General features: G+C 74.2%; 19 protein-coding genes. 16 read left to right on the top strand and 3 right to left on the bottom strand.

The features are described from left to right. The first annotated feature begins 138 nt into the window (after positions 1–138). The gene (locus tag ACWCOM_RS13910; protein WP_454549337.1) at positions 139–1,146 is read left to right on the top strand and encodes a zinc-dependent alcohol dehydrogenase family protein; all 1,008 of its coding nucleotides are present in this window, start codon (positions 139–141) and stop codon (positions 1,144–1,146) included. A gap of 53 nt (positions 1,147–1,199) precedes the next feature. Here ACWCOM_RS13910 and ACWCOM_RS13905 read toward each other — a convergent pair whose 3' ends face one another. After that, complete coding sequence (locus tag ACWCOM_RS13905) at positions 1,200–2,387, bottom strand: CAP domain-containing protein (protein ID WP_454549336.1); 1,188 nt, start codon at positions 2,385–2,387, stop codon at positions 1,200–1,202. Positions 2,388–2,720: 333 nt separating this feature from the next. Here ACWCOM_RS13905 and ACWCOM_RS13900 point away from each other — a divergent pair, with 333 nt between their 5' ends. From ACWCOM_RS13900 to ACWCOM_RS13890, 3 genes are all read left to right on the top strand, one after another. Continuing rightward, entirely contained in the window at positions 2,721–2,930 is a 210-nt protein-coding gene (locus ACWCOM_RS13900; protein WP_454549335.1) for a hypothetical protein, read from the top strand. A 79-nt stretch (positions 2,931–3,009) separates the two neighbouring features. Beyond that, positions 3,010–4,344, top strand: a complete 1,335-nt coding sequence (locus ACWCOM_RS13895) for a M20/M25/M40 family metallo-hydrolase (protein WP_454549334.1) — start codon at positions 3,010–3,012, stop codon at positions 4,342–4,344. A 64-nt stretch (positions 4,345–4,408) separates the two neighbouring features. Next, positions 4,409–5,635 carry an acyl-CoA dehydrogenase family protein gene (locus tag ACWCOM_RS13890; RefSeq protein WP_454549333.1) on the top strand — a complete coding sequence of 409 codons (1,227 nt, stop codon included), beginning with the start codon at positions 4,409–4,411 and terminating at the stop codon, positions 5,633–5,635. Positions 5,636–5,662: 27 nt separating this feature from the next. Here ACWCOM_RS13890 and ACWCOM_RS13885 read toward each other — a convergent pair whose 3' ends face one another. Further along, the gene (locus tag ACWCOM_RS13885) at positions 5,663–5,896 is read right to left on the bottom strand and encodes a DUF5703 family protein (RefSeq protein WP_454549332.1); all 234 of its coding nucleotides are present in this window, start codon (positions 5,894–5,896) and stop codon (positions 5,663–5,665) included. Between the two features lie 40 nt (positions 5,897–5,936). Here ACWCOM_RS13885 and ACWCOM_RS13880 point away from each other — a divergent pair, with 40 nt between their 5' ends. The 3 genes from ACWCOM_RS13880 to mshC all read left to right on the top strand — a co-directional run bounded on the left by ACWCOM_RS13880 (position 5,937) and on the right by mshC (position 8,612). Beyond that, positions 5,937–6,293 (top strand): primosomal protein, encoded by a 357-nt coding sequence (locus ACWCOM_RS13880; protein WP_454549331.1) that lies wholly within the window; start codon positions 5,937–5,939, stop codon positions 6,291–6,293. Between the two features lie 112 nt (positions 6,294–6,405). Next, positions 6,406–7,236: an undecaprenyl-diphosphate phosphatase gene (locus ACWCOM_RS13875; RefSeq protein ID WP_454549330.1), complete on the top strand. Its 831-nt coding sequence runs from the start codon at positions 6,406–6,408 to the stop codon at positions 7,234–7,236. A 98-nt stretch (positions 7,237–7,334) separates the two neighbouring features. Continuing rightward, positions 7,335–8,612 carry a cysteine--1-D-myo-inosityl 2-amino-2-deoxy-alpha-D-glucopyranoside ligase gene (mshC, locus tag ACWCOM_RS13870; RefSeq protein WP_454549373.1) on the top strand — a complete coding sequence of 426 codons (1,278 nt, stop codon included), beginning with the start codon at positions 7,335–7,337 and terminating at the stop codon, positions 8,610–8,612. Between the two features lie 142 nt (positions 8,613–8,754). On the opposite strand, the gene ACWCOM_RS13865 is transcribed toward mshC, so the two are convergent. After that, positions 8,755–9,651 carry a PAC2 family protein gene (locus ACWCOM_RS13865; protein WP_454549329.1) on the bottom strand — a complete coding sequence of 299 codons (897 nt, stop codon included), beginning with the start codon at positions 9,649–9,651 and terminating at the stop codon, positions 8,755–8,757. 83 nt (positions 9,652–9,734) lie between these two features. Here ACWCOM_RS13865 and ACWCOM_RS13860 point away from each other — a divergent pair, with 83 nt between their 5' ends. The 9 genes from ACWCOM_RS13860 (at position 9,735) to ACWCOM_RS13820 (ending at position 19,510) form a co-directional block, all read left to right on the top strand. Further along, complete coding sequence (locus ACWCOM_RS13860; RefSeq protein WP_454549328.1) at positions 9,735–10,445, top strand: HAD family hydrolase; 711 nt, start codon at positions 9,735–9,737, stop codon at positions 10,443–10,445. Then, positions 10,442–11,578: a site-2 protease family protein gene (locus ACWCOM_RS13855; protein WP_454549327.1), complete on the top strand. Its 1,137-nt coding sequence runs from the start codon at positions 10,442–10,444 to the stop codon at positions 11,576–11,578. The genes ACWCOM_RS13860 and ACWCOM_RS13855 overlap by 4 nt, the downstream gene beginning before the upstream one ends. 132 nt (positions 11,579–11,710) lie before the next feature. Then, positions 11,711–12,817: a tRNA (adenine-N1)-methyltransferase gene (locus ACWCOM_RS13850; protein WP_454549326.1), complete on the top strand. Its 1,107-nt coding sequence runs from the start codon at positions 11,711–11,713 to the stop codon at positions 12,815–12,817. Continuing rightward, positions 12,814–14,580, top strand: a complete 1,767-nt coding sequence (gene arc, locus ACWCOM_RS13845; protein WP_454549325.1) for a proteasome ATPase — start codon at positions 12,814–12,816, stop codon at positions 14,578–14,580. The genes ACWCOM_RS13850 and arc overlap by 4 nt, the downstream gene beginning before the upstream one ends. Then, positions 14,577–16,214 carry a depupylase/deamidase Dop gene (dop, locus tag ACWCOM_RS13840; protein ID WP_454549324.1) on the top strand — a complete coding sequence of 546 codons (1,638 nt, stop codon included), beginning with the start codon at positions 14,577–14,579 and terminating at the stop codon, positions 16,212–16,214. Before arc ends, dop begins: the two co-directional genes overlap by 4 nt. Before the next feature lie 30 nt (positions 16,215–16,244). Continuing rightward, positions 16,245–16,454 carry a ubiquitin-like protein Pup gene (locus ACWCOM_RS13835; protein WP_454549323.1) on the top strand — a complete coding sequence of 70 codons (210 nt, stop codon included), beginning with the start codon at positions 16,245–16,247 and terminating at the stop codon, positions 16,452–16,454. A 5-nt stretch (positions 16,455–16,459) separates the two neighbouring features. Then, entirely contained in the window at positions 16,460–17,905 is a 1,446-nt protein-coding gene (gene pafA / locus ACWCOM_RS13830) for a Pup--protein ligase (RefSeq protein ID WP_454549322.1), read from the top strand. A gap of 134 nt (positions 17,906–18,039) precedes the next feature. Next, the gene (locus ACWCOM_RS13825) at positions 18,040–19,005 is read left to right on the top strand and encodes an FKBP-type peptidyl-prolyl cis-trans isomerase (protein ID WP_454549321.1); all 966 of its coding nucleotides are present in this window, start codon (positions 18,040–18,042) and stop codon (positions 19,003–19,005) included. Between the two features lie 109 nt (positions 19,006–19,114). After that, on the top strand, positions 19,115–19,510 hold the full coding sequence (locus ACWCOM_RS13820; RefSeq protein WP_156268155.1) for an FKBP-type peptidyl-prolyl cis-trans isomerase: 396 nt from the start codon (positions 19,115–19,117) through the stop codon (positions 19,508–19,510). The last annotated feature ends 5 nt before the right edge of the window (positions 19,511–19,515 follow it).

Here is a 19,515-nt window from a genome sequence, read left to right as displayed (position 1 = left end):
CGCCGCACCCCGGTAGGGCCACCCTAATCCGCCCTCCGCCCGATGGGAAGTGTGCTGATAAAGTGGGCGCGTCCGCCGGGACCGCCCGTTCCGGCCACCGCTTTCGACCCCCGCTCCCGACCACCTGGAGGACCGCCCGTGAAGCAGCTCAGCATCGACGCACCCGGAGGCCTCGACCGGCTCCGCCTCGTGGACGGCGCGGATCCCGGTGCCCCCGGCCCGGGCGAGATCCGCGTGCGGGTGCAGGCCAGCTCCCTGAACTACCACGACCTCCTCGTCGTCTCGGGCGGCACCAGCACGGCGGACGGCCGGATCCCCATGGCCGACGGGGCCGGCGTCGTGGAGTCCGTGGGGGAGGGGGTCGAGGAGTTCGCGGTGGGGGACACCGTGGTCTCCTGCTTCTTCCCGCTGTGGCAGGACGGCCCGCCGGTGGACGCGGACTTCTCCCGGGTGCCCGGGGACGGGCTCGACGGCTACGGCCGGGAGGTCGTGGTGCGCCCGGCGACGTGGTTCACGCGCGCCCCGGCCGGCTGGTCGGCGGCGGAGGCGGCGACCATCACCACGGCCGGGGTGACCGCGTGGCGGGCCCTCGTGGTGGACGGCGGGCTGCGCGCCGGCGACGTCGTGCTGACCCTGGGCACCGGCGGGGTCTCCGTCTACGCGGTGCAGCTGGCCAAGGCCATGGGCGCCACCGTGGTGGCGACCTCGTCCTCCGCAGCGAAGATGGAGCGCGTCCGCGCGCTCGGCGCGGACCACGTCCTGAACTACCGGGAGGACCCCCGGTGGGGCCGCACCGTCCTGGAGCTCACCGGCGGGCGAGGCGCCGACCACGTCGTGGAGGTCGGCGGCCCCGGCACCCTGCCGCAGTCCCTGCGGGCCGTGCGCATCGGCGGGCACATCTCCCTGATCGGCGTGCTCACCGGCCCCGGCGGCGAGGTGCCCACCGCGCTGCTGATGGCCAAGCAGGCCCGCCTGCAGGGCCTGATCGTCGGCAGCCGCCGCGACCAGGCCGATTTCGTGCGCGCACTGGAGGCCACCGGGATCCGTCCGGTGATCGACAGCAGGCACGGGCTGGCCGAGGCGGCGGAGGCCTTCCGGGAGATGGAGGCGGCCGGCCACTTCGGCAAGATCGTGCTCGAGCACTGAGTCCGTGCCGGGGACCCGGGCCGGTGACGGTGCCGGGCCCCCGGGCACGGGGCTCACCAGCCGGTGACGGTGACCTGCCCGGTCGTCGAGGACCAGATGACCTTGTACCCGTTGGAGAAGCGCTGGTAGACGGTGGTGCCGGAGGTGATCTCGTCGGTGACGGGGTAGCCGTAGCCGCGCTCGAAGCCCGCGGCCTTCCAGGCCCGGCCGATCGCGCCCGTCTCCTTGACCGCCCGGGCCCCGTAGGCGCGGGTCCACATCACCTTGGTCACCGCACCGTCCCGGGAGTACGACTGGTAGGCGGAGCCGTCGGGCAGCCGGCGCTCCTCCGTGGTGGGGTAGCCGTAGCCGTTCTCCCGTCCGGCGGCCACGAACCGCTGGCCGATGGTCGTGGCGTTCTCGACCCGGTGGGCCCCGGTGGCCGGGCTCCAGTAGAGCGTGCTCTTGCGCCCGTTGAGGGAGAACTCCTGGTAGACGCCGCCGGCGCGCAGCCCGCCGATCTCGGGGGTGACGGGCGCACCCAGCACGGAGGCCCCGCCCAGGGCGTGGTACTTCGCGCCGATGGCCCCGGCCACGCCGTAGCCAGGAGTCCCCGGGACGGGCACGGCCGGCTGGGAGGTCTCGTTGCTGTAGGCGGGGGTGCCGCCCACGCGGGCGGAGGCGTCCGCGGGAGCACCCCCGTTGGCGTAGCCGTACAGGTTGACCGTGGACAGCACCTGCCAGGGCTGTCCGGTGTTCTCCAGCCGGCCGTCCGCGTAGCTGAGGCCGATGCCGATCACCTCGTGGCGGGGGTCCTTGAGCGCCTTGTCGTGGGCCGCCGAGGACTTCCACCACGCCACCAGCGCGCGCACGTCACGGTGGTACTCGAGGGCGATCACCTCGTTGGCGCTCGTGTACGGCCCGACCCGGGGATCGGTGAGGAAGCTGGTGCTGTGGGAGAACCTCTCCTCCACCACCTGCCGGTCGGACTCCTTCTGCACCACCTGGGAGAGGGTGGCCGAGTACTTCAGCGGCCTCAGCCCGAGGGATGCCCGGTACCGGTTGATCTCGTCGAGGATGATCTGCGCGTCGTTCTGGCGCGTGAGCGGGTCGACCTGGACGAGGTCCTGTTCGGCCGCCTGCGCCGCCGGAGCGGCGAGGAGCGAGGTGCCGGCGAGGGTGGTGACGCCGATCCCGGCGGAGAGGGCCAGGGCGGCCATCCGGCCGTGACGGCGCGCGGGGGCGCAGCGGTGTTTCGCCATGGGTGCTTCTGCTTCCTGGTCTGTCTGCACGCGCGGAAGAAGTGGGGGTTCCGCACGGCGGGGGGCTATCGCGGTCCGGCCGGACCGCGAGACAGATTGGGCTGGGGAAGGCGCCCGGGAAAATGCTAGGGAATACCCATGAAAAATGGAAAAGATGCAAAATTGTTGCTTTAGGAATCCCGGACACGCGCGCACGACGCCGGATGTGCCGCGGGCCCCGGCCCGCCGTGGCTATAGTGCCCGATTTCACCCCGGCGCACCCGGCGCGCTCCGTGCGGCCGCCCGCAGGCCGCGGAACGATAGGCTGGCAGGGCACATCCGGGAAGGAGCTCGATGACCGACCACGCCACTCGTCCCGCCGGCCTTCGGAGCGCGCTCCGGCCGGCCCCGACCGGGTGCGGCCCCGACCCCGACGCGCCCGAGGGCACCACCCGGACCTTCCCGGGGACCGTGGCCGAGCGGACCGAGGAGGTCGTCGTGGTCGAGGAGCCGGGGCGTCCCGTGCTGCTGCGCCACCCCGGCCGCGGCACGGCCGCACGCTGACCGACGCCCGCCGACCGACGCCCGCCGACCGCGATCCGCTGACCGCACCCGCGCCCACGCGCCCACAGGAAGGACCGCCATGACCGATCCGCAGACCGTTCCCGCCGCCCCGGCGGCGTCGTCGCCGGAGGGGGAGACCGTCGAGATCTGCCGCAACCTCATCCGGATCGACACCTCCAACTACGGCAGCGGGGACGCCAAGGGCGAGCGGCGGGCCGCCGAGTACGTCGCGGGCCTGATCGAGGAGGTGGGCCTGACCACGACGCTGCTGGAGTCCGCCCCCGGGCGCGCCAACGTCTTCGCCCGGCTGGAGGGCACCGACCCGTCCGCCGACGCCCTGCTGGTGCACGGGCACCTGGACGTGGTCCCGGCGATCGCGGCCGACTGGTCCGTGGACCCGTTCGCGGGCGAGGTCCGGGACGGGATGATCTGGGGCCGCGGGGCGGTGGACATGAAGGACATGGACGCCATGATGATCTCGGTGCTGCGCCACATGGTGCGCACGGGGGCCCGGCCGCGGCGTGACATCGTGTTCGGGTTCTTCGCCGACGAGGAGGCGGGCATGGTCTACGGCTCGCACTGGATCGCCGAGCACCACCGCGGGCTCTTCGACGGGGTCACGGACGCGATCAGCGAGGTCGGCGGCTACTCGGCCACCATCGGCGGCCGGCGCGCCTACCTGCTGCAGACGGCCGAGAAGGGCCTGATGTGGCTGCGGCTCAACGCCCAGGGCACCGCCGGGCACGGCTCCCAGATCAACGACGACAACCCGGTCACCCGCCTTTCCGGCGCCCTGGCCAACATCGGGCAGTACAGGTGGCCGGTGGAGCTGACCAAGACCACCCGCGCGTTCCTGGACTCCGTCACGGAGCTGACGGGGGTGGAGTTCGACCCGCAGAACCCGCAGCGGCTGCTCGCCGAGCTGGGCTCCGTGGCCCGGTTCGTCGGGGCGACCCTGCAGACCACGGCCAATCCGACCATGCTGGAGGCCGGGTACAAGGTCAACGTCGTCCCGGGCTCGGCGCAGGCCGGGCTGGACGTGCGCTACCTGCCGGGCCAGCGCGAGGTGGTGCTGGAGAAGCTCGCGGAGCTGGCCGGGGACGGCGTGGGCTTCGAGTTCGAGTCCGACGACATCGCCCTGGAGGTGCCCTTCTCCGGCAACGTGGTCGACGCCATGGTCTCGGCGCTGCACGTCGAGGACCCGGAGGCGGTGGTGCTGCCCTACATGCTCTCCGGCGGAACGGACAACAAGTCGCTGGACCCGCTGGGGATCACCGGCTACGGGTTCGTGCCGCTGCGGCTGCCGGACGAGCTGGACTTCCCCGCCATGTTCCACGGCGTGGACGAGCGCGTGCCGGTGGACTCCCTGGAGTTCGGCTCCCGCGTCCTGCACCGGCTGCTCAGCAGCTACTGACCACCGAACGACCACCACCGACCGGCCCGGCACCGCGCCGGGTCCCGGCCGACGAAGGAGCGAGATGGACCGCGCGGACGCCGCACCGGCCGGGGCCCGGGGGCCCGGGCACCCCGTGCCGGAGACCCTGACACCGGAGACCCTGCTGCCGGACGAGCTGCTGGAGACCTTCCGGGCGCGCGCGGGCGGCTACGACCGGGAGAACCGGTTCTTCGACGAGGACTTCGCCGACCTGGTGCGCATCGGCTATCCGCTCATGCTCGTCCCGCGCGAGCACGGGGGCCTGGGCTTCACGCTGCGCCAGGCCGCCGCGGCGCAGCGCCGGCTGGCGGCGGCGGCACCGGCCACGGCGCTGGGCATCAACATGCACCACGTGCTCGTGGGCGTGGGGCACACGCTGCGGCTGCGCGGCGACGAGCGCTCCCGGGGCATCTTCGAGCAGGCCGCGGCCGGGGAGATCTTCGCCTTCGGCATCTCCGAGGCGGGCAACGACGCCGTGCTCTTCGACGCGGCGACCACCGCGGAGGCCACCGCGGACGGGTACCGGGTCACCGGCACCAAGATCTTCACCTCGCTCTCCCCGGTCTGGACCCGCCTGATGGTCCACGCCCGGGACGACGCCGACCCGCGGTCCCCGCTCGTCTTCGGCCTCGTCTCCCGCGACGAGGAGGGCATCGAGATCCTCGACGACTGGGACACCCTGGGGATGCGCGCCTCGCAGTCGCGCAGCACGGTCCTGCGCTCGGTGCGGCTGCCGGCCGACCGGGTGCTGACCCGCACCCCAGCCGGCCCCAACCCGGACCCCGTGGTGTGGGGCATCTTCGGCTGCTTCGAGCTGCTCCTGGCGGCGGTCTACACCGGGGTGGCCGACCGGGCGGTGCAGCTGGCCGCGGAGCTCGCCGTGGCGCGCCGCTCGCGGGCCCGGGGGACGTCCTACGCGCAGGACCCGGACATCCGGTGGCAGATCGCCGAGGCCGCGCTGCTGCGCGACGGGGTGGAGCTGCAGCTGGACCGGCTCACCGCCGACGTCGACGCCCTGGGCACGCCCGGCGCCCCGGACCACGGGGCCCGCTGGTTCCTGCTGTTCTCCGGGGTCAAGCACCGGGCCACGGAGACGGCCCGGCAGGTGGTCGACCTCGCGATGCGCACCTCCGGCGGGGCCCACTACTCCCGGGGCGGGGAGCTGGAGCGGCTCTACCGCGACGTCCTCGCCGGGATCTACCACCCCTCGGACAGCGAGTCGGTGCACGCGGCCGTGGCCAAGGCGCTGCTGGGCCCGCTGGAGGCCTGAGCCGCGCCCGCCGGCGCCGGACGGGGCTCAGATGGTGGCTTCGACGCGCATCACGCGGCGGCGCAGCCAGTACTTGCGGGTGCCGCCGTAGAGGAGCACGGAGCGGGTCAGCTCCCACTTGCCGTACTCGGCGTGCTCGCGCAGCCGGGCGCGCGCCTCGCTGACCCGCTCGTGCGGGGCGACGGTGAGCAGGAGGTACTCGTAGCGCTGGTCGGCGTCGTGCAGCAGGGTCGCCGAGCTGGTGCGGACTTGTTCTCTCATCGGTCCCCATTCTGCACGGATAAGCGCTAACGTCTACTTCATGAGTCATGATCCTCGTGCCGCGCTGCAGGCCCTCGTGAGTGCCTTCGAAGAACACCTCGCCGCCGCCTCCAACCGCCGCGGCGACGACGACCCCGCGGTCGACGGGGCCTACATCGCGATCGCCGACGCCTTCGACGCCTACGAGGAGGCGCTCTACGACGCCTACGACGAGGTCACCCCGCTGACCGTCTTCGCCGAGGAGGAGGAGGACGACTCCGACGAGGACGACGACGAGGACGACTCCGACGAGGACGAGGAGCTGCTCGAGGACAACGAGATGCTCGACGAGGACCTCGTCGACGAGGAGGACTACGAGGACCTCGACGACGCGGACGGGGCGCGCTCCACCCGCTGACACCGGACCTCGCACGCCGCACGCAGGCACGGCCCCGCCCGAGGGGCCGTGCCTGTGTGCGTCCGGGCCTGTCCCGCCGCCTCCTGCGGCGCCGGTGCCGTAGGGTGGCCGGGTGAATTGGATCGAAAGCATCATTCTGGGCCTGGTGCAGGGCCTGACGGAGTTCCTGCCGGTCTCGTCCTCGGCGCACCTGCGGATCGTGGGGGAGTTCCTGCCCAACAGCGCGGACCCGGGAGCGGCGTTCACGGCGATCACGCAGCTGGGCACCGAGACCGCCGTGATCATCTACTTCTGGCGCGACATCGCCCGGATCCTCAAGCAGTGGGCCCTGTCCCTGACCGGGCGGGTGGAGCGCTCCGACCCGGACGCCCGGATGGGCTGGCTGATCATCCTGGGCTCCCTGCCGATCGGCGTGCTCGGGCTGCTGCTGGAGGACTACATCGACACGGAGTTCCGCTCGCTGTGGATCACCGCCACGATGCTGGTGGTCTTCGGCGTGATCCTCGCCGTGGCGGACCGGGTGGGCCGCCAGGCCCGGCACCTCGACGACCTCACGGTCAAGCACGGCGTGCTCTTCGGGCTGGCCCAGGCCCTCGCCCTGATCCCCGGCGTCTCCCGCTCCGGCGGCACGATCACCGCCGGGCTGCTGATGGGCTACACCCGCGAGGCCGCCGCCCGCTACGCCTTCCTGCTGGCCATCCCGGCGGTCTTCGCCTCGGGGCTGTACAAGCTGGCGCAGACGCTGGGGGAGCCCCAGTCCGGGCCCTACGGCATGGCCGAGATCCTGCTGGCCACGGGCATCGCGTTCGCCGTCGCCTACGTGATCATCGGGTGGTTCATGCACTACATCTCCAACCGCAGCTACACCGTCTTCGTGTGGTACCGGATCGCGCTGGGCCTGACGATCTTCGTGCTGCTGGGCCTGGGCGTGCTCAGCGCCTGAGCGCGGGCGGGAGGGCCCCTGCGGGTCCGGTAGGTTGGGAGGGGTCCCGCGCCGCGGCGACCGCCCCCACCCCGTTCCCGAACCCTTCCGAGGTGAGCATGAAAGCCTGGTCCGCCCGACCCGTCCCCGACCTGCCCGGCGAGGCCCCCCTGCCGGTGGTGCAGGACACCCGGCTGCGGCGGCGGACGGAGCTGCGACCCCGGCAGGAGCGGGCGAGCCTCTACGTCTGCGGGATCACCCCCTACGACGCCACGCACATGGGCCACGCCGCCACCTACGTGGCCTTCGACGTGCTGCACCGGGCGTGGCTGGACGCGGGCACGCCGGTGGACTACGTCCAGAACGTCACCGACGTGGACGACCCCCTGCTCGAGCGGGCCGAGGCCACGGGCGTGGACTGGCGGGAGCTGGCCGCGGAGCAGACCGAGCTGTTCCGCACCGACATGAGCGCCCTGAACGTCCTCCCGCCCCAGCACTACGTGGGCGCCACGGAGGTCGTGGACCGGATCGTGCCCGCCGTCGAGGACCTGCTCGCGCGCGGGCTGGCCTACCGGGTGCCCGGCGACGCCGGTGAGCCCGACGGCGACGTCTACTTCGACGTGGAGGCGGCCGGCGCGCCGGAGGCCGAGGACGGGTGGGCCCTGGGCGACGTCTCCCACCTGGACCCGGAGCCGATGCTGGCGCTGTTCGGTGAGCGCGGCGGCGACCCCGACCGCCCGGGCAAGCGCCACCGGCTGGATCCCATGCTGTGGCGCGTGCACCGCCCGGGCGAGCCCGCCTGGGACGGGGCGTCCCTGGGGGCGGGCCGGCCGGGCTGGCACATCGAGTGCTCCCTGATCGCCCTCCAGCACCTGCCCGCTCCGTTCACCGTCCAGGGCGGCGGCTCGGACCTCGTCTTCCCGCACCACGAGATGGGCGCCGGGCACAGCTGGGCCCTGACCGGCCGGCCGATGGCCGAGCACTTCCTGCACACCGGCATGGTCGGCCTGGACGGGGAGAAGATGTCGAAGTCCCGCGGCAACCTGGTGCTCGTCTCCCGGCTGCGGGGCCGGGGCGTGGACCCGGCGGTGATCCGCACCGCGATCCTCGCCCACCGCTACTCCGAGGACTGGTTCTGGACCGACCTGGTGCTCGCCGGCGCGCTGGCCCGGGTGGACACCTGGCGCCGGGCCCTGGCCGCGGCCCCCGAGGGCAGCGCCGGCCCGCTGCTGGAGGCCGTGCGCACCGCCCTGGCCGACGACCTGGACACCCCCGCGGCCCTGGCCGCCCTGGACGACTGGGCCGCCCGCGCCCTCACCGGCACCGCACGGGCCTGCACCGCCGACGCGGACCTGGTCCGGGACCTCGTGGAGGCCCGCCTGGGCGTGGTGCTCTGACGTCCCCCACGGCCCCGGTCACCGGCCGGCGCGGCCGGGACCGCGGCCCGGGGAGCTCGGCGCCGGGGGCGGGTGACCGGCACCCGGGCGGCGGGGTCGCCTCGCCGGGCCAGGCCGTGCCCGCTCCGGACTCAGGCCGGGTTCACTTGTCGTCGCGGCGCCGGCGCAGGTAGCGCTCGAACTCCTTGGCGATCGCGTCCCCGGTGGCCTCGGGCAGGTCCGTGGTGTCCTTCGCCTCCTCCAGCTGCTGGACGTAGGCGGCGATCTCCGGGTCGTCCGAGGCCAGCTCGTTCACGCCGCGCTCCCACGCCTCGGCGTCCTCGGCGATGACGTCCAGCGGCAGCGTGATGTTGAGCAGCTCCTCGATCTCCCGCAGCAGCGCCAGCTCCGCCTTCGGGGACGGGGACTGCGCCACGTAGTGCGGGACGGCCGCCCACAGGCTCACCGTGGGGAACCCGCCGAGGGAGGCCATGTGGGACAGGACCCCCACGATCCCGGTGGGGCCCTCGTACTGGGAGGGGTCCACGCCCAGCTCCTCCTGCAGCTCCGCGGTGTCCGAGGTCTTGGTCACCGGGATCGGGCGGGTGTGCGGCACGTCCGCCAGCAGCGCCCCGACCATCACCACGAAGTCGACGTCGAGCAGCGTCGCCTGCTCCAGCAGCTCCGCGGTGAACGAGCGCCACCGGTAGGACGGCTCCCACCCGTGGAGCAGGACGAGGTCCAGGTTCGTGCCCGGCACCGTGGCCGTGGCCAGCTTGGTCGTCGGCCACACGATCTTCACCTCGCCGGTCGCCGCGCGGCGCACGATCGGCCGGGAGAACTGGTAGTCGTAGAAGTCGTCCGAGGTGACCTCGAAGACGTCCTTCGCCCCGTAGTGCTCGGCCAGGAACTGCACGGCGTCCGTGGCCGCGTCCCCGGCGTCGTTCCACCCCTCGAACGCGGCCACCAGCACGGTCACCCGCTCCTGGTCGCCGCTCTCCCGGACCACGCCGAACGGTCCGGCCTGCGGTCGGGGGAACGTCTCGTCGAAGTTGCTCACGTCCCCACCCTACGCGCAGGCGCATCCACGGCAAGAGGACCGCCGGGCACGGGGCCCGTGTTGCGGGAACTACGATGGAGGCCATGCCGACCCCGCCCGCCCAGCGCCCCCACGCCCCCCTGCCCACCGCGGTGCTCTTCGACATGGACGGCACCCTGGTGGACACCGAGCCCTACTGGATCGAGGCCGAGGTCGCGCTGGTGCGCTCCCACGGCGGGACCTGGACCGAGGCGGACTCCCTGGCCATGGTCGGCACCGGCCTGGAGGACGCCGCGGCGGTCTTCCAGCGCGCCGGGGTGGCCCTCACGGTGCGGGAGATCGTCGAGCACCTGCTGGGGCAGGTCGTGGCCCGCACCCGGCAGCGGACCGTCCACCGGGCCGGGGCGCCCGAGCTCGTCGCCGCCCTGCGCGAGCGCGGCGTGCCCCTGGCCCTGGTCACCAGCAGCGAGGCGCCCCTCGCCGAGGTCGTCGTCGAGGCCTACGGCGGCCCCGGGACCTTCGACGTCGTCGTCACCGGCGACCAGGGCCACCCCGCCAAGCCCGCCCCCGACCCCTACCTGCTCGGCGCGGCCCGCCTGTCCGAGCGCCTCGGGCGCCCCCTGGACCTGCGGGGGATGGTCGCCGTCGAGGACTCCCGCACGGGCGTGCGCTCCGCGGTCGCCGCGGGCATCCACACCCTGGGCGTGCCCAACCTCGTCCCCCTCGACGACTCCGGGGCGGACACGGTGCTGCCCACCCTCGCCGGCCTGACGCCCGAAGACCTCGGGCGGCTCGTGGCCGGGGTCCGCGCGTGAGCGGCGAGCGCGCCGCGGGGGTGCCGCTGGGCCGGATCGGCGGCGTGCCCGTCACCCTGTCCTGGTCCTGGTTCGTGATCGCCGCCGTCACCGTGCTCCTCTACACCCCCGTGCTGCTGCGGGCCTACCCCGAGCTGGGCGCGCTCACCTACGCCGCCTCCCTCGGCTTCGCCCTCACCCTCGCCCTGTCCGTGCTGCTGCACGAACTGGCACACGCCTGGACCGGCCGGGCCTTCGGCTGGCCCACCGGGCGAATCGTGCTCAGCCTCCTCGGCGGGCACACGCACTTCGGCGACGTGCGCACCACCCCGCTGGCCTCCGCGGTCGTCTCCCTGGCCGGCCCCGCCGTCAACCTGGTCCTCGGCCTGGCCGGCTGGGCGCTGCTGCGCACGGCGGACCCCGCCCCGTCCCTCGGCTGGGTGCTGCTGGACCTCACCACCTGGGCCAACCTCATCGTGGGCCTGTTCAACGTGCTGCCCGGGCTGCCGCTGGACGGCGGCCGCGTGGTCGAGTCCGTGGTCTGGGCGCTCACCGGCCGGGAGCACCGCGGCACCGTGGTGGCCGCCTGGGCCGGCCGCGCCCTGTCGGTCTCCCTGCTGGCCGGCACCGCGGTCACGGGCCTGTGGCGGCAGACCCCCGCGCTCGTGCTCGTGGTGCTGATCGCCGCGTTCATGTGGCAGGGCGCCGGCGCCTCGCTGCGCTCCGCGCGGGTCCTCTCCCGCCTGCACGGGGTCAGCGCCACGGCCCTCGCCGAACCCGCCCTGACGGTGTCCGACGACGTGTCCCTGGCCCGCGCCGACCAGCTGGTCCTCGCCCATCTCGCCGCCCGCGGCCCCGGCGCGGGCGGCGCCGTGCCGCACGTGGTGGCCGTGGACGGGTCCGGGCGGCCCGTGGGCCTGCTCGTGCCCGCCGCCGCCGACGCCGTGCCCGACGACCGGCGCGCCGGCACGCCCCTGGCGGCGGTGCTGGAGCGGCTGCCCGAGGGCGCCGTGCTCCCGGGGGAGCTGCAGGGGGAGGCGCTGCTGCGCACGCTCGCCCGCACCGACCACCCCCGCTACGTGGTCACCGGTCCCGGCGGAGCACCCGCCGGGGTGCTGCGCAGCGCGGCCCTGGAACGCCTGCTGGCCGGCTGAGCCCCCGGCGGCCGCGGCGGCACCCCCGCGCCACGGGGGCACGGCGCGGTGACACAATGGGGGAGGACCCACGCTCCTGCCGGGTCCGCCGCGAGACCCTGCACCGCAACGCCATCCCGTGAAAGTGAGCCGATGACCGGAACCGCTGACCAGACCGCCGACCCCACGCCCGCCACCCCGCGGGGCGCCCTCAACCGGCGCGGCCCCTTCCGGGCCGGGGAGCGCGTGCAGCTCACCGACGAGCGCGGGCGGATGAACACGGTCACCCTCGCGGCCGACGGCGAGTTCCACTCCCACCGCGGCGTGCTCGGCCACGGCGAGCTCATCGGCCGGCCGGAGGGCACCGTGGTGGAGAACTCCGCCGGGTTCCGCTACCAGGCCCTGCGCCCGCTGCTGAAGGACTTCGTGCTGTCCATGCCCCGCGGCGCGGCAGTGGTCTATCCCAAGGACGCCGGGCAGATCGTCACCATGGCCGACATCTTCCCCGGGGCCCGCGTGGTCGAGGCCGGCGTGGGCTCCGGCGCGCTGTCCATCTCGCTGCTGCGCGCGGTGGGCGACCAGGGGCACCTGCACTCCTTCGAGCGGCGCGCGGAGTTCGCCGACATCGCCCGCGGCAACGTCGAGACCATGTTCGGCGGGCCCCACCCGGCCTGGCAGATCACCATCGGCGACCTGGCCCAGGAGCTCGGACAGCACGAGCAGCCCGGGTCCGTGGACCGCGTGGTCCTGGACATGCTCGCCCCCTGGGAGTGCCTCGACGCCGTGGCCACGGCCCTGGCCCCCGGCGGCGTGGTCATGTGCTACGTCGCGACCGTCACCCAGCTCTCCCGGACGGCCGAGGCGATGCGCGCGGACGGGCGCTTCACCGAGCCGGACGCCTCCGAGACCATGGTGCGCGGCTGGCACGTCGAGGGCCTGGCCGTGCGCCCGGACCACCGGATGGTCGCGCACACCGGGTTCCTGCTCTCCGCCCGCCGCCTGGCGGACGGCTCCGAGCGGCTGGCGCCCAAGCGCCGGGCCTCGAAGTCCGAGTACAGCCAGGAGGACCTCGACGCCTGGACCCCCGTGGCCCTCGGCGAGCGCGACGTGACCGACAAGAAGCTGCGCCGGGCCGGCCGCGAGGCCCTCGGCCTGGCCGAGCGCGCCGCCCGCGCCACGGCGCCCGAGAGCCCCGCGCCCGAGAGCCCCGCGCCCGACGGCACGGCGGCGGCCGGGGAGGAGCAGGAGGAGCGCCCGTGAACGAGCCCCCTCAGCAGCAGGCCGCCCCGGCCGACCCGGAGCAGGCCCGCCGGGCCCTGACCAACGCCCAGCGGCAGGTCAACATCCTCCGGGACCAGAAGCGCGCCCTGGACCGGCAGCTCGCCGCCGCCGGGACGCAGAACCAGAAGCTGGTGCGCCTGCTCGACGCCACCCGCACCGAGATCACCCAGCTCAAGCGCGCCCTGGAGAACGACCTCGTGCCGCCCCTGAGCCAGGGGACCGTGGTGCAGGTCAACCCGGGGCACGCCCCCGTGGGCGAGCAGGCCGGCAGCGGGCCGGCCGTCACCGACCGCACCCTGGACGTCCTGGTCGCCGGTCGGCGGATGCGGGTGGCGCTGAGCCCCCTGGTGAGCTTCAGCGCGTGCGAGCCCGGACGCCAGGTGCTGCTCGACCAGAACTACACCGTCGGCGCCGTCCTGGACTACGAGCAGACCGGGGAGGTCGCCACCGTCAAGGAGATCGTCGACCACGACCGCGTGCTCACCGTGGGCCGCTCCGACGAGGAGCGGGTGCTGCTGCTCTCCGGGCTGCTGCGCCGCCGGCGCCCGGAGATCGGCGACGCCGTGTCCATCGACCACCGGACCGGCTTCGCCCTCGAGCCCATCGAGCGCACCGACGTGGAGCAGCTCGTCCTCGAGGAGGTCCCCGCCGTCTCCTACGGCGACATCGGCGGCCTCGGCCCCCAGATCGAGCAGATCCGCGACGCCGTGGAGCTGCCCTTCGTCCACCCCGAGCTCTACCGCGAGCACGGCCTCACCCCGCCCAAGGGCATCCTGCTCTACGGGCCCCCCGGCAACGGCAAGACCCTCATCGCCAAGGCCGTCGCCCGCTCCCTCGCCGAGCGCGCCGCCGACCGCGCCGGCCGGGGGAAGGCCCTGGGCTACTTCCTGAACATCAAGGGCCCGGAGCTGCTGGACAAGTACGTGGGGGAGACGGAGCGCCAGATCCGCTCCATCTTCCTGCGCGCCCGGGAGCAGGCCGCCCGGGGCGTGCCCGTGGTCGTGTTCTTCGACGAGATGGACTCCCTGTTCCGCACCCGCGGCTCCGGGCTGTCCTCGGACGTGGAGACCACCATCGTCCCGCAGCTGCTGACCGAGATCGACGGCGTGGAGCGGCTCGACAACGTCATCGTCATCGGCGCCACCAACCGCGAGGACATGATCGACCCCGCCGTGCTGCGCCCGGGCCGGCTCGACGTCAAGATCCGCATCGACCGCCCGGACGCCCGGGGCGCCGCCGAGATCCTGCGCCTCTACGTCACCGAGGACCTGCCCCTGCGCCAGGCCGAGGTCGACGCCGCCGGCTCCCGCGCGGGCGCGGTCGACGCCCTCGTGGACGCCGCGGTGGCCCGGATGTACGAGAGGAGCCCCGGCACGCGGTTCCTGCACCTGAGCTACCGCGACGGCACGGAGGAGACCCTCTACTTCAGCGACTTCACCTCCGGGGCCGTGATCCGCAACGTGGTGGACCGGGCCAAGAAGCAGGCCATCAAGGACCTGCTCACCACCGGGGTGCGGGGCCTGGGCCGCGCCCACCTGGTCCGCGCCGTGGACGAGGAGTTCCACGAGCAGCAGGACCTGCCCAACACCTCCAACCCGGAGGACTGGGCGCGGATCTCCGGGCGCCGCGGGGACACCATCACCGACCTGCGCGTGGTCCTGCACCGCGACCCCCACCCCGCCGGGCCGCCCGCGGCACCGGGGGAGGGACCGAGAGAAGCACCGGGGGAGGCCCGCGCATGACCGTCCGCCGCGTCATGGGGGCCGAGACCGAGTACGGGGTGCTGGCCCCGGGCAGCCCGCACGCCAACGCCACCGTGCTCTCCACCCGGGTGGTCACCGCCTACGCCGCCCTGGTGCGCCGCCGCCTGGGCGCGTCCCGCACCACCGCCGACTGGGACTACCACGGCGAGACGCCCCTGGCGGACGCCCGCGGCTTCACCGTCCCGCGCGAGCAGGCCGACCCCTCCCAGCTCACCGACGTCGCCCCCGTGCTCACCGCGGAGGAGATCGCCGCCGAGGCGCTGCGCGAGTCCGGGCCCTGGGCGGAGTCCGTGGACCGGGCCCAGGTCGTGATGAACACCGTCCTGCCCAACGGCGCCCGCCTCTACGTGGACCACTCCCACCCCGAGTACTCCTCCCCGGAGGTCACCACGCCCCGGGACGCCGTGCTCTGGGACGCGGCCGGGGACCGCGTGGCCCTCGACGCCGTCCGGGCCGTGGCCGCCGGCGCCGCGAGCACCGGCCTCGACGTCGTGAACCTCTACAAGAACAACACGGACAACAAGTCCGTCTCCTACGGCGCCCACGAGAACTACCTGGTGCCCCGCGCCGTGCCCTTCGACCGGCTCGCCGCGGCCCTGCTGCCCTTCTTCGCCTCCCGCCAGGTGATGTGCGGCGCCGGCCGCGTGGGCCTGGGCCCGCGCGGCCGGCGCCCGGGCTTCCAGCTCAGCCAGCGCGCCGACTTCTTCGAGCGCGAGGTCGGCCTGGAGACCACCGTCCACCGCCCCGTCGTCAACACCCGGGACGAGCCCCACGCCGAACGCGGCCGGCACCGCCGCCTGCACGTGATCATCGGCGACGCCAACCTCTCCCACACCGCCGGGCTGCTCAAGTTCGGCACCACCTCCCTGGTCCTGGGCCTGGTCGAGGCCGGCGCCGCCCCGGACCTCGGCCTCGCCGACCCCGTGGCCGCCCTGCAGACGATCAGCCACGACCCGTCGCTGCGCGCCACCGTCCCGCTCCGGGACGGCCGGGAGCTCACCGGGGTGCAGCTGCAGCGGCTCTACCTCGAGGCCGCCCGCGCCCACGAGGCCGCCGGCGGCGGCCCCGACCCGCAGACCCGAGAGGTCCTCGAGCTGTGGGAGGAGGTCCTCGACGCCCTCGAGAGCGACCCGCTGTCCCTGGCCGACCGGCTGGACTGGGTCGCCAAGTACGCGCTGCTGCGGGGCTACCGCGAGCGCGACGGACTCGCCTGGGACGACCCCCGCCTGACGCTCGTCGACCTGCAGTACGCCGATGTGCGCCCCGAGAAGGGGCTCTACCACCGGCTGGTCGCGGGCGGGCGGATGCGCACGCTCTTCGACGCCGAGGAGATCGAGCGGGCGGCCGGCGCGCCGCCCGCCGACACCCGCGCCTGGTTCCGGGGCCAGCTGGTCTCCCGGTTCCCCGACGACGTGCTCACCGCCAACTGGGACTCGGTCTCCCTCACGCTGCCGGGGCTCCGCCGCGGCGCTAGGATCACGATGCCCGAGCCGCTGGAGCTCACCCGCGACGACGTCGGCCCCCTCGTCGGGACCGCCCCCGACGCCGAACACCTCGTGCGCGCCCTCGCCGGCGCCCGCCCCGCCCTCGTGCACACCGGCTCCCTCGGCTGAGCACACCCCACCACCACAGGAGGATCCCGCATGGCCCAGGAACGCATCTTCGGCACCGGCGCCCAGCGCCGCGAGGAGACCGAGCTCCCCGAGCCCGGCGTCCCCGCCCCCACCCCGCCCGCCGGCCAGGCCCAGGCGCAGACCGGCAGCACCGACGACCTGCTGGCCGAGATCGACGGCGTGCTCGAGTCCAACGCCGAGGAGTTCGTGAAGGGCTTCGTGCAGAAGGGCGGCCAGTAGCCCCCATGGACCGCAGGATCTACGGCATCGAGACCGAGTTCGGCATCACCCACAGCGCCCCCGGGGCGCGCCGGCTCAGCCCCGAGGAGGCCGCCCGCACGCTCTTCCGGCCCGTGGTGGCCTGGGGCCGGTCCTCGAACGTGTTCCTGCCCAACGGGGGCCGGCTCTACCTGGACGTCGGCTCGCACCCCGAGTACGCGAGCGCCGAGTGCGCGAGCCTCGAGGACCTCGTGGCCCAGGACAAGGCCGGCGAGCTGCTCGTCGACGACCTCCGCCGCCAGGCCCAAGACGCCCTGGCGGCGGAGGGGGTGCCCGGGCGGATCTACCTGTTCAAGAACAACGTCGACTCCCGCGGCAACTCCTTCGGCTCCCACGAGAACTACCTCATCGCCCGGCGCACCGAGTTCGCCCGCCTCGTGCAGATCCTCATCCCGTTCCTGGTCACCCGCCAGCTGCTCGTGGGGGCCGGCAAGGTGCACCCCGCCGGGCCGGAGGACTTCGGGGCCGTGCCGATGGGCCCGGGGACCCCCAGCTACTCCTTCTCCCAGCGCGCGGACCACATCTGGGAGGGCTCCTCCTCCGCCACCACCCGCTCCCGGCCGCTCATCAACACCCGGGACGAGCCGCACGCCGACGCCGAGCACTACCGCCGGCTGCACGTGATCGTGGGGGACTCCACCATGTCCCAGACCACCACGGCCCTGCGGGCCGGCACCACCGACCTGATGCTGCGGATGATCGAGGCCGGGCAGATCCTGCCGGACCGGACCATGGCCGACCCGGTGCGCTCCCTGCGGGAGGTCTCCCACGACCTCACCGGCACCCACCCGGTCCTGCTCGCCGACGGCGCCCGGCGCTCCGCCCTGGACCTGCAGCGGGAGCACCTGGAGGCCGCCCGGGCGTTCGTCGACCGGGAAGGCGCCCACCACGACCGGGTGCCGTGGGTGCTGGAGCTGTGGGAGCGCACCCTGGACGCCGTGGCCCGGCAGGACACCTCGGCCATCGACACCGAGATCGACTGGGCGATCAAGAAGAAGCTGCTCGACGGCTACGCCGTCCGGGACGGCCTCGACTACTCCGCCCCGCGCCTGGCCCAGCTGGACCTCGCCTACCACGACACCGCCCCGGAGCGCGGGCTGTTCAACCTGCTGCAGCGCCGCGGACAGGCCGCGACCTTCGTGCCCGACGCGCGGGTCGAGGAGGCGGCGCGCACCCCGCCCGCCACCCGGGCCGCCGTCCGCGGCCGGTTCATCGACGCGGTGGTCGCCTCCGGGCACCAGTACACGGTCGACTGGGTGCACCTGAAGGTCAACGACCGCACCCAGCGCACCGTGCTCTGCAAGGACCCCTTCGCCACCGAGCACCCCGAGGCCGACGCCCTGGTCGCCGGTCTGCGGGCGGAGGCCCCCGGCGGGGACGGGCCCGCCCACGGGGACGCCCCCGTGGTCTGACGCGGCCCCGGCCCGGCCCCGGGCCGCGCTGTCCAGTCAACATCCAGCGCCCTGCACTAGGCTGGGCGGCGGTCCCGGCCCCGCCGCCCGAACCCCGCCGACCCCACCCGGCCCGACCCCCGAGGAAGACACCTGTGCGAAAGACCCTGACCACCTCCGTTGCCGCCCTGACCCTGACGCTCGCCCTGGCGGGCTGCTCGGGGCCCGGCGTCGACTCCGTCGAGCTCAGCAACGACCCGGCCTCGGGCACCGCCCCGTCGGTGACGTTCGAGACCCCGCTCAACGCCGAGGAGGCCGGTGCGAAGGAGCTGCGCGAGGGCGAGGGCGCGGAGATCGCCGAGGGCGACACCGTCCTGCTGCAGGCGGCGCTGTTCAAGGGCTCGGACGGCACCTCGATCGGCGAGACCTACTCCCAGGGAGCCGGCCAGGTGCTCACCCTGGAGCAGGGGCTGCAGGAGTCCATCCCGGAGATGTACGACGCCCTGGTGGGCGCCAAGGAGGGCGCGATCATCGCCTACTCCTCCCCGGAGACCTCCGGCGCCGCCGGCGACGACTCGACCTCCGTGGAGGTCTACGAGGTCGTGCGCAGGATCCCCACCGAGATCGAGGGCGAGCCGCAGGACAGCCCGAAGGGGCTGCCCGCGGTCACCGAGAACGACGAGGGCGTGCCCACCGTGGCCCAGCCGAAGGGCAAGGCCCCGGAGAAGCTCGTCTCCGAGTACCTCGTCGAGGGCGACGGCGAGGAGGTCGCCGAGGGCGACACCGTCATCGCGAACTACGTGGGCGTGAAGTGGTCCGACGGCGAGACCTTCGACTCCTCCTACGAGAAGGGCGCCCCCGCGTCCTTCCCCCTCGACAACGTCATCGAGGGCTGGCAGGAGGGCCTGGCGGGCAAGAAGGCCGGCTCGCGGGTGATCCTGTCCGTGCCGGTCGACCAGGCCTACGGCACGGAGAAGGACCTGGGCGAGGACTCCGAGTACCCCGCCGGGGACCTGCTGTTCGTCGTCGACATCCTGGCGGCCGTCGACACCCCCGAGGCCCCGGCCGAGGCGGAGCCCTCCGCGGCGCCCAGCGCGTCGCCCTCGGCGACCGAGGAGTAGTTCCGGTCGGCTATGGTGGCCCGGTGGGGGCGCGGCCCCCACCGGGGCCCGCGGCCCCACCGCCCCCGGCGGGCACCCCCGCCGACGACCCGACGAACCAGGAGCACCCATGTCCTTCGGAGAGCGCAGGCTCGACCGCACCAAGCCCGAGATCGACTTCCCGGAGGGGGAGGCCCCGACCGAGCTCGTCGTCACCGACCTCGTCGAGGGCACCGGCGCCGAGGCCACCGCCGGCAAGCAGATCTCCTGCCACTACGTCGGCGTGACGTTCTCCGCCGGCGAGGAGTTCGACGCCTCCTGGAACCGCGGCCAGCCCCTGGACTTCACCGTGGGCATCGGCCAGGTCATCCAGGGCTGGGACCAGGGCCTGCTGGGCATGAAGGTCGGCGGCCGCCGCCGCCTGGAGATCCCCTCCGCCATGGCCTACGGCTCCCGGGGCGCGGGCGGAGTGATCGGCCCCGACGAGGCCCTCATCTTCGTGGTGGACCTCCTGGACGTGCGCTGAGGACC

Source organism: Kocuria sp. KH4 (genome assembly GCF_053711175.1).
Note: the sequence above shows the minus strand (reverse complement) of the source record. Positions and strands in the feature narration are given on the sequence as shown.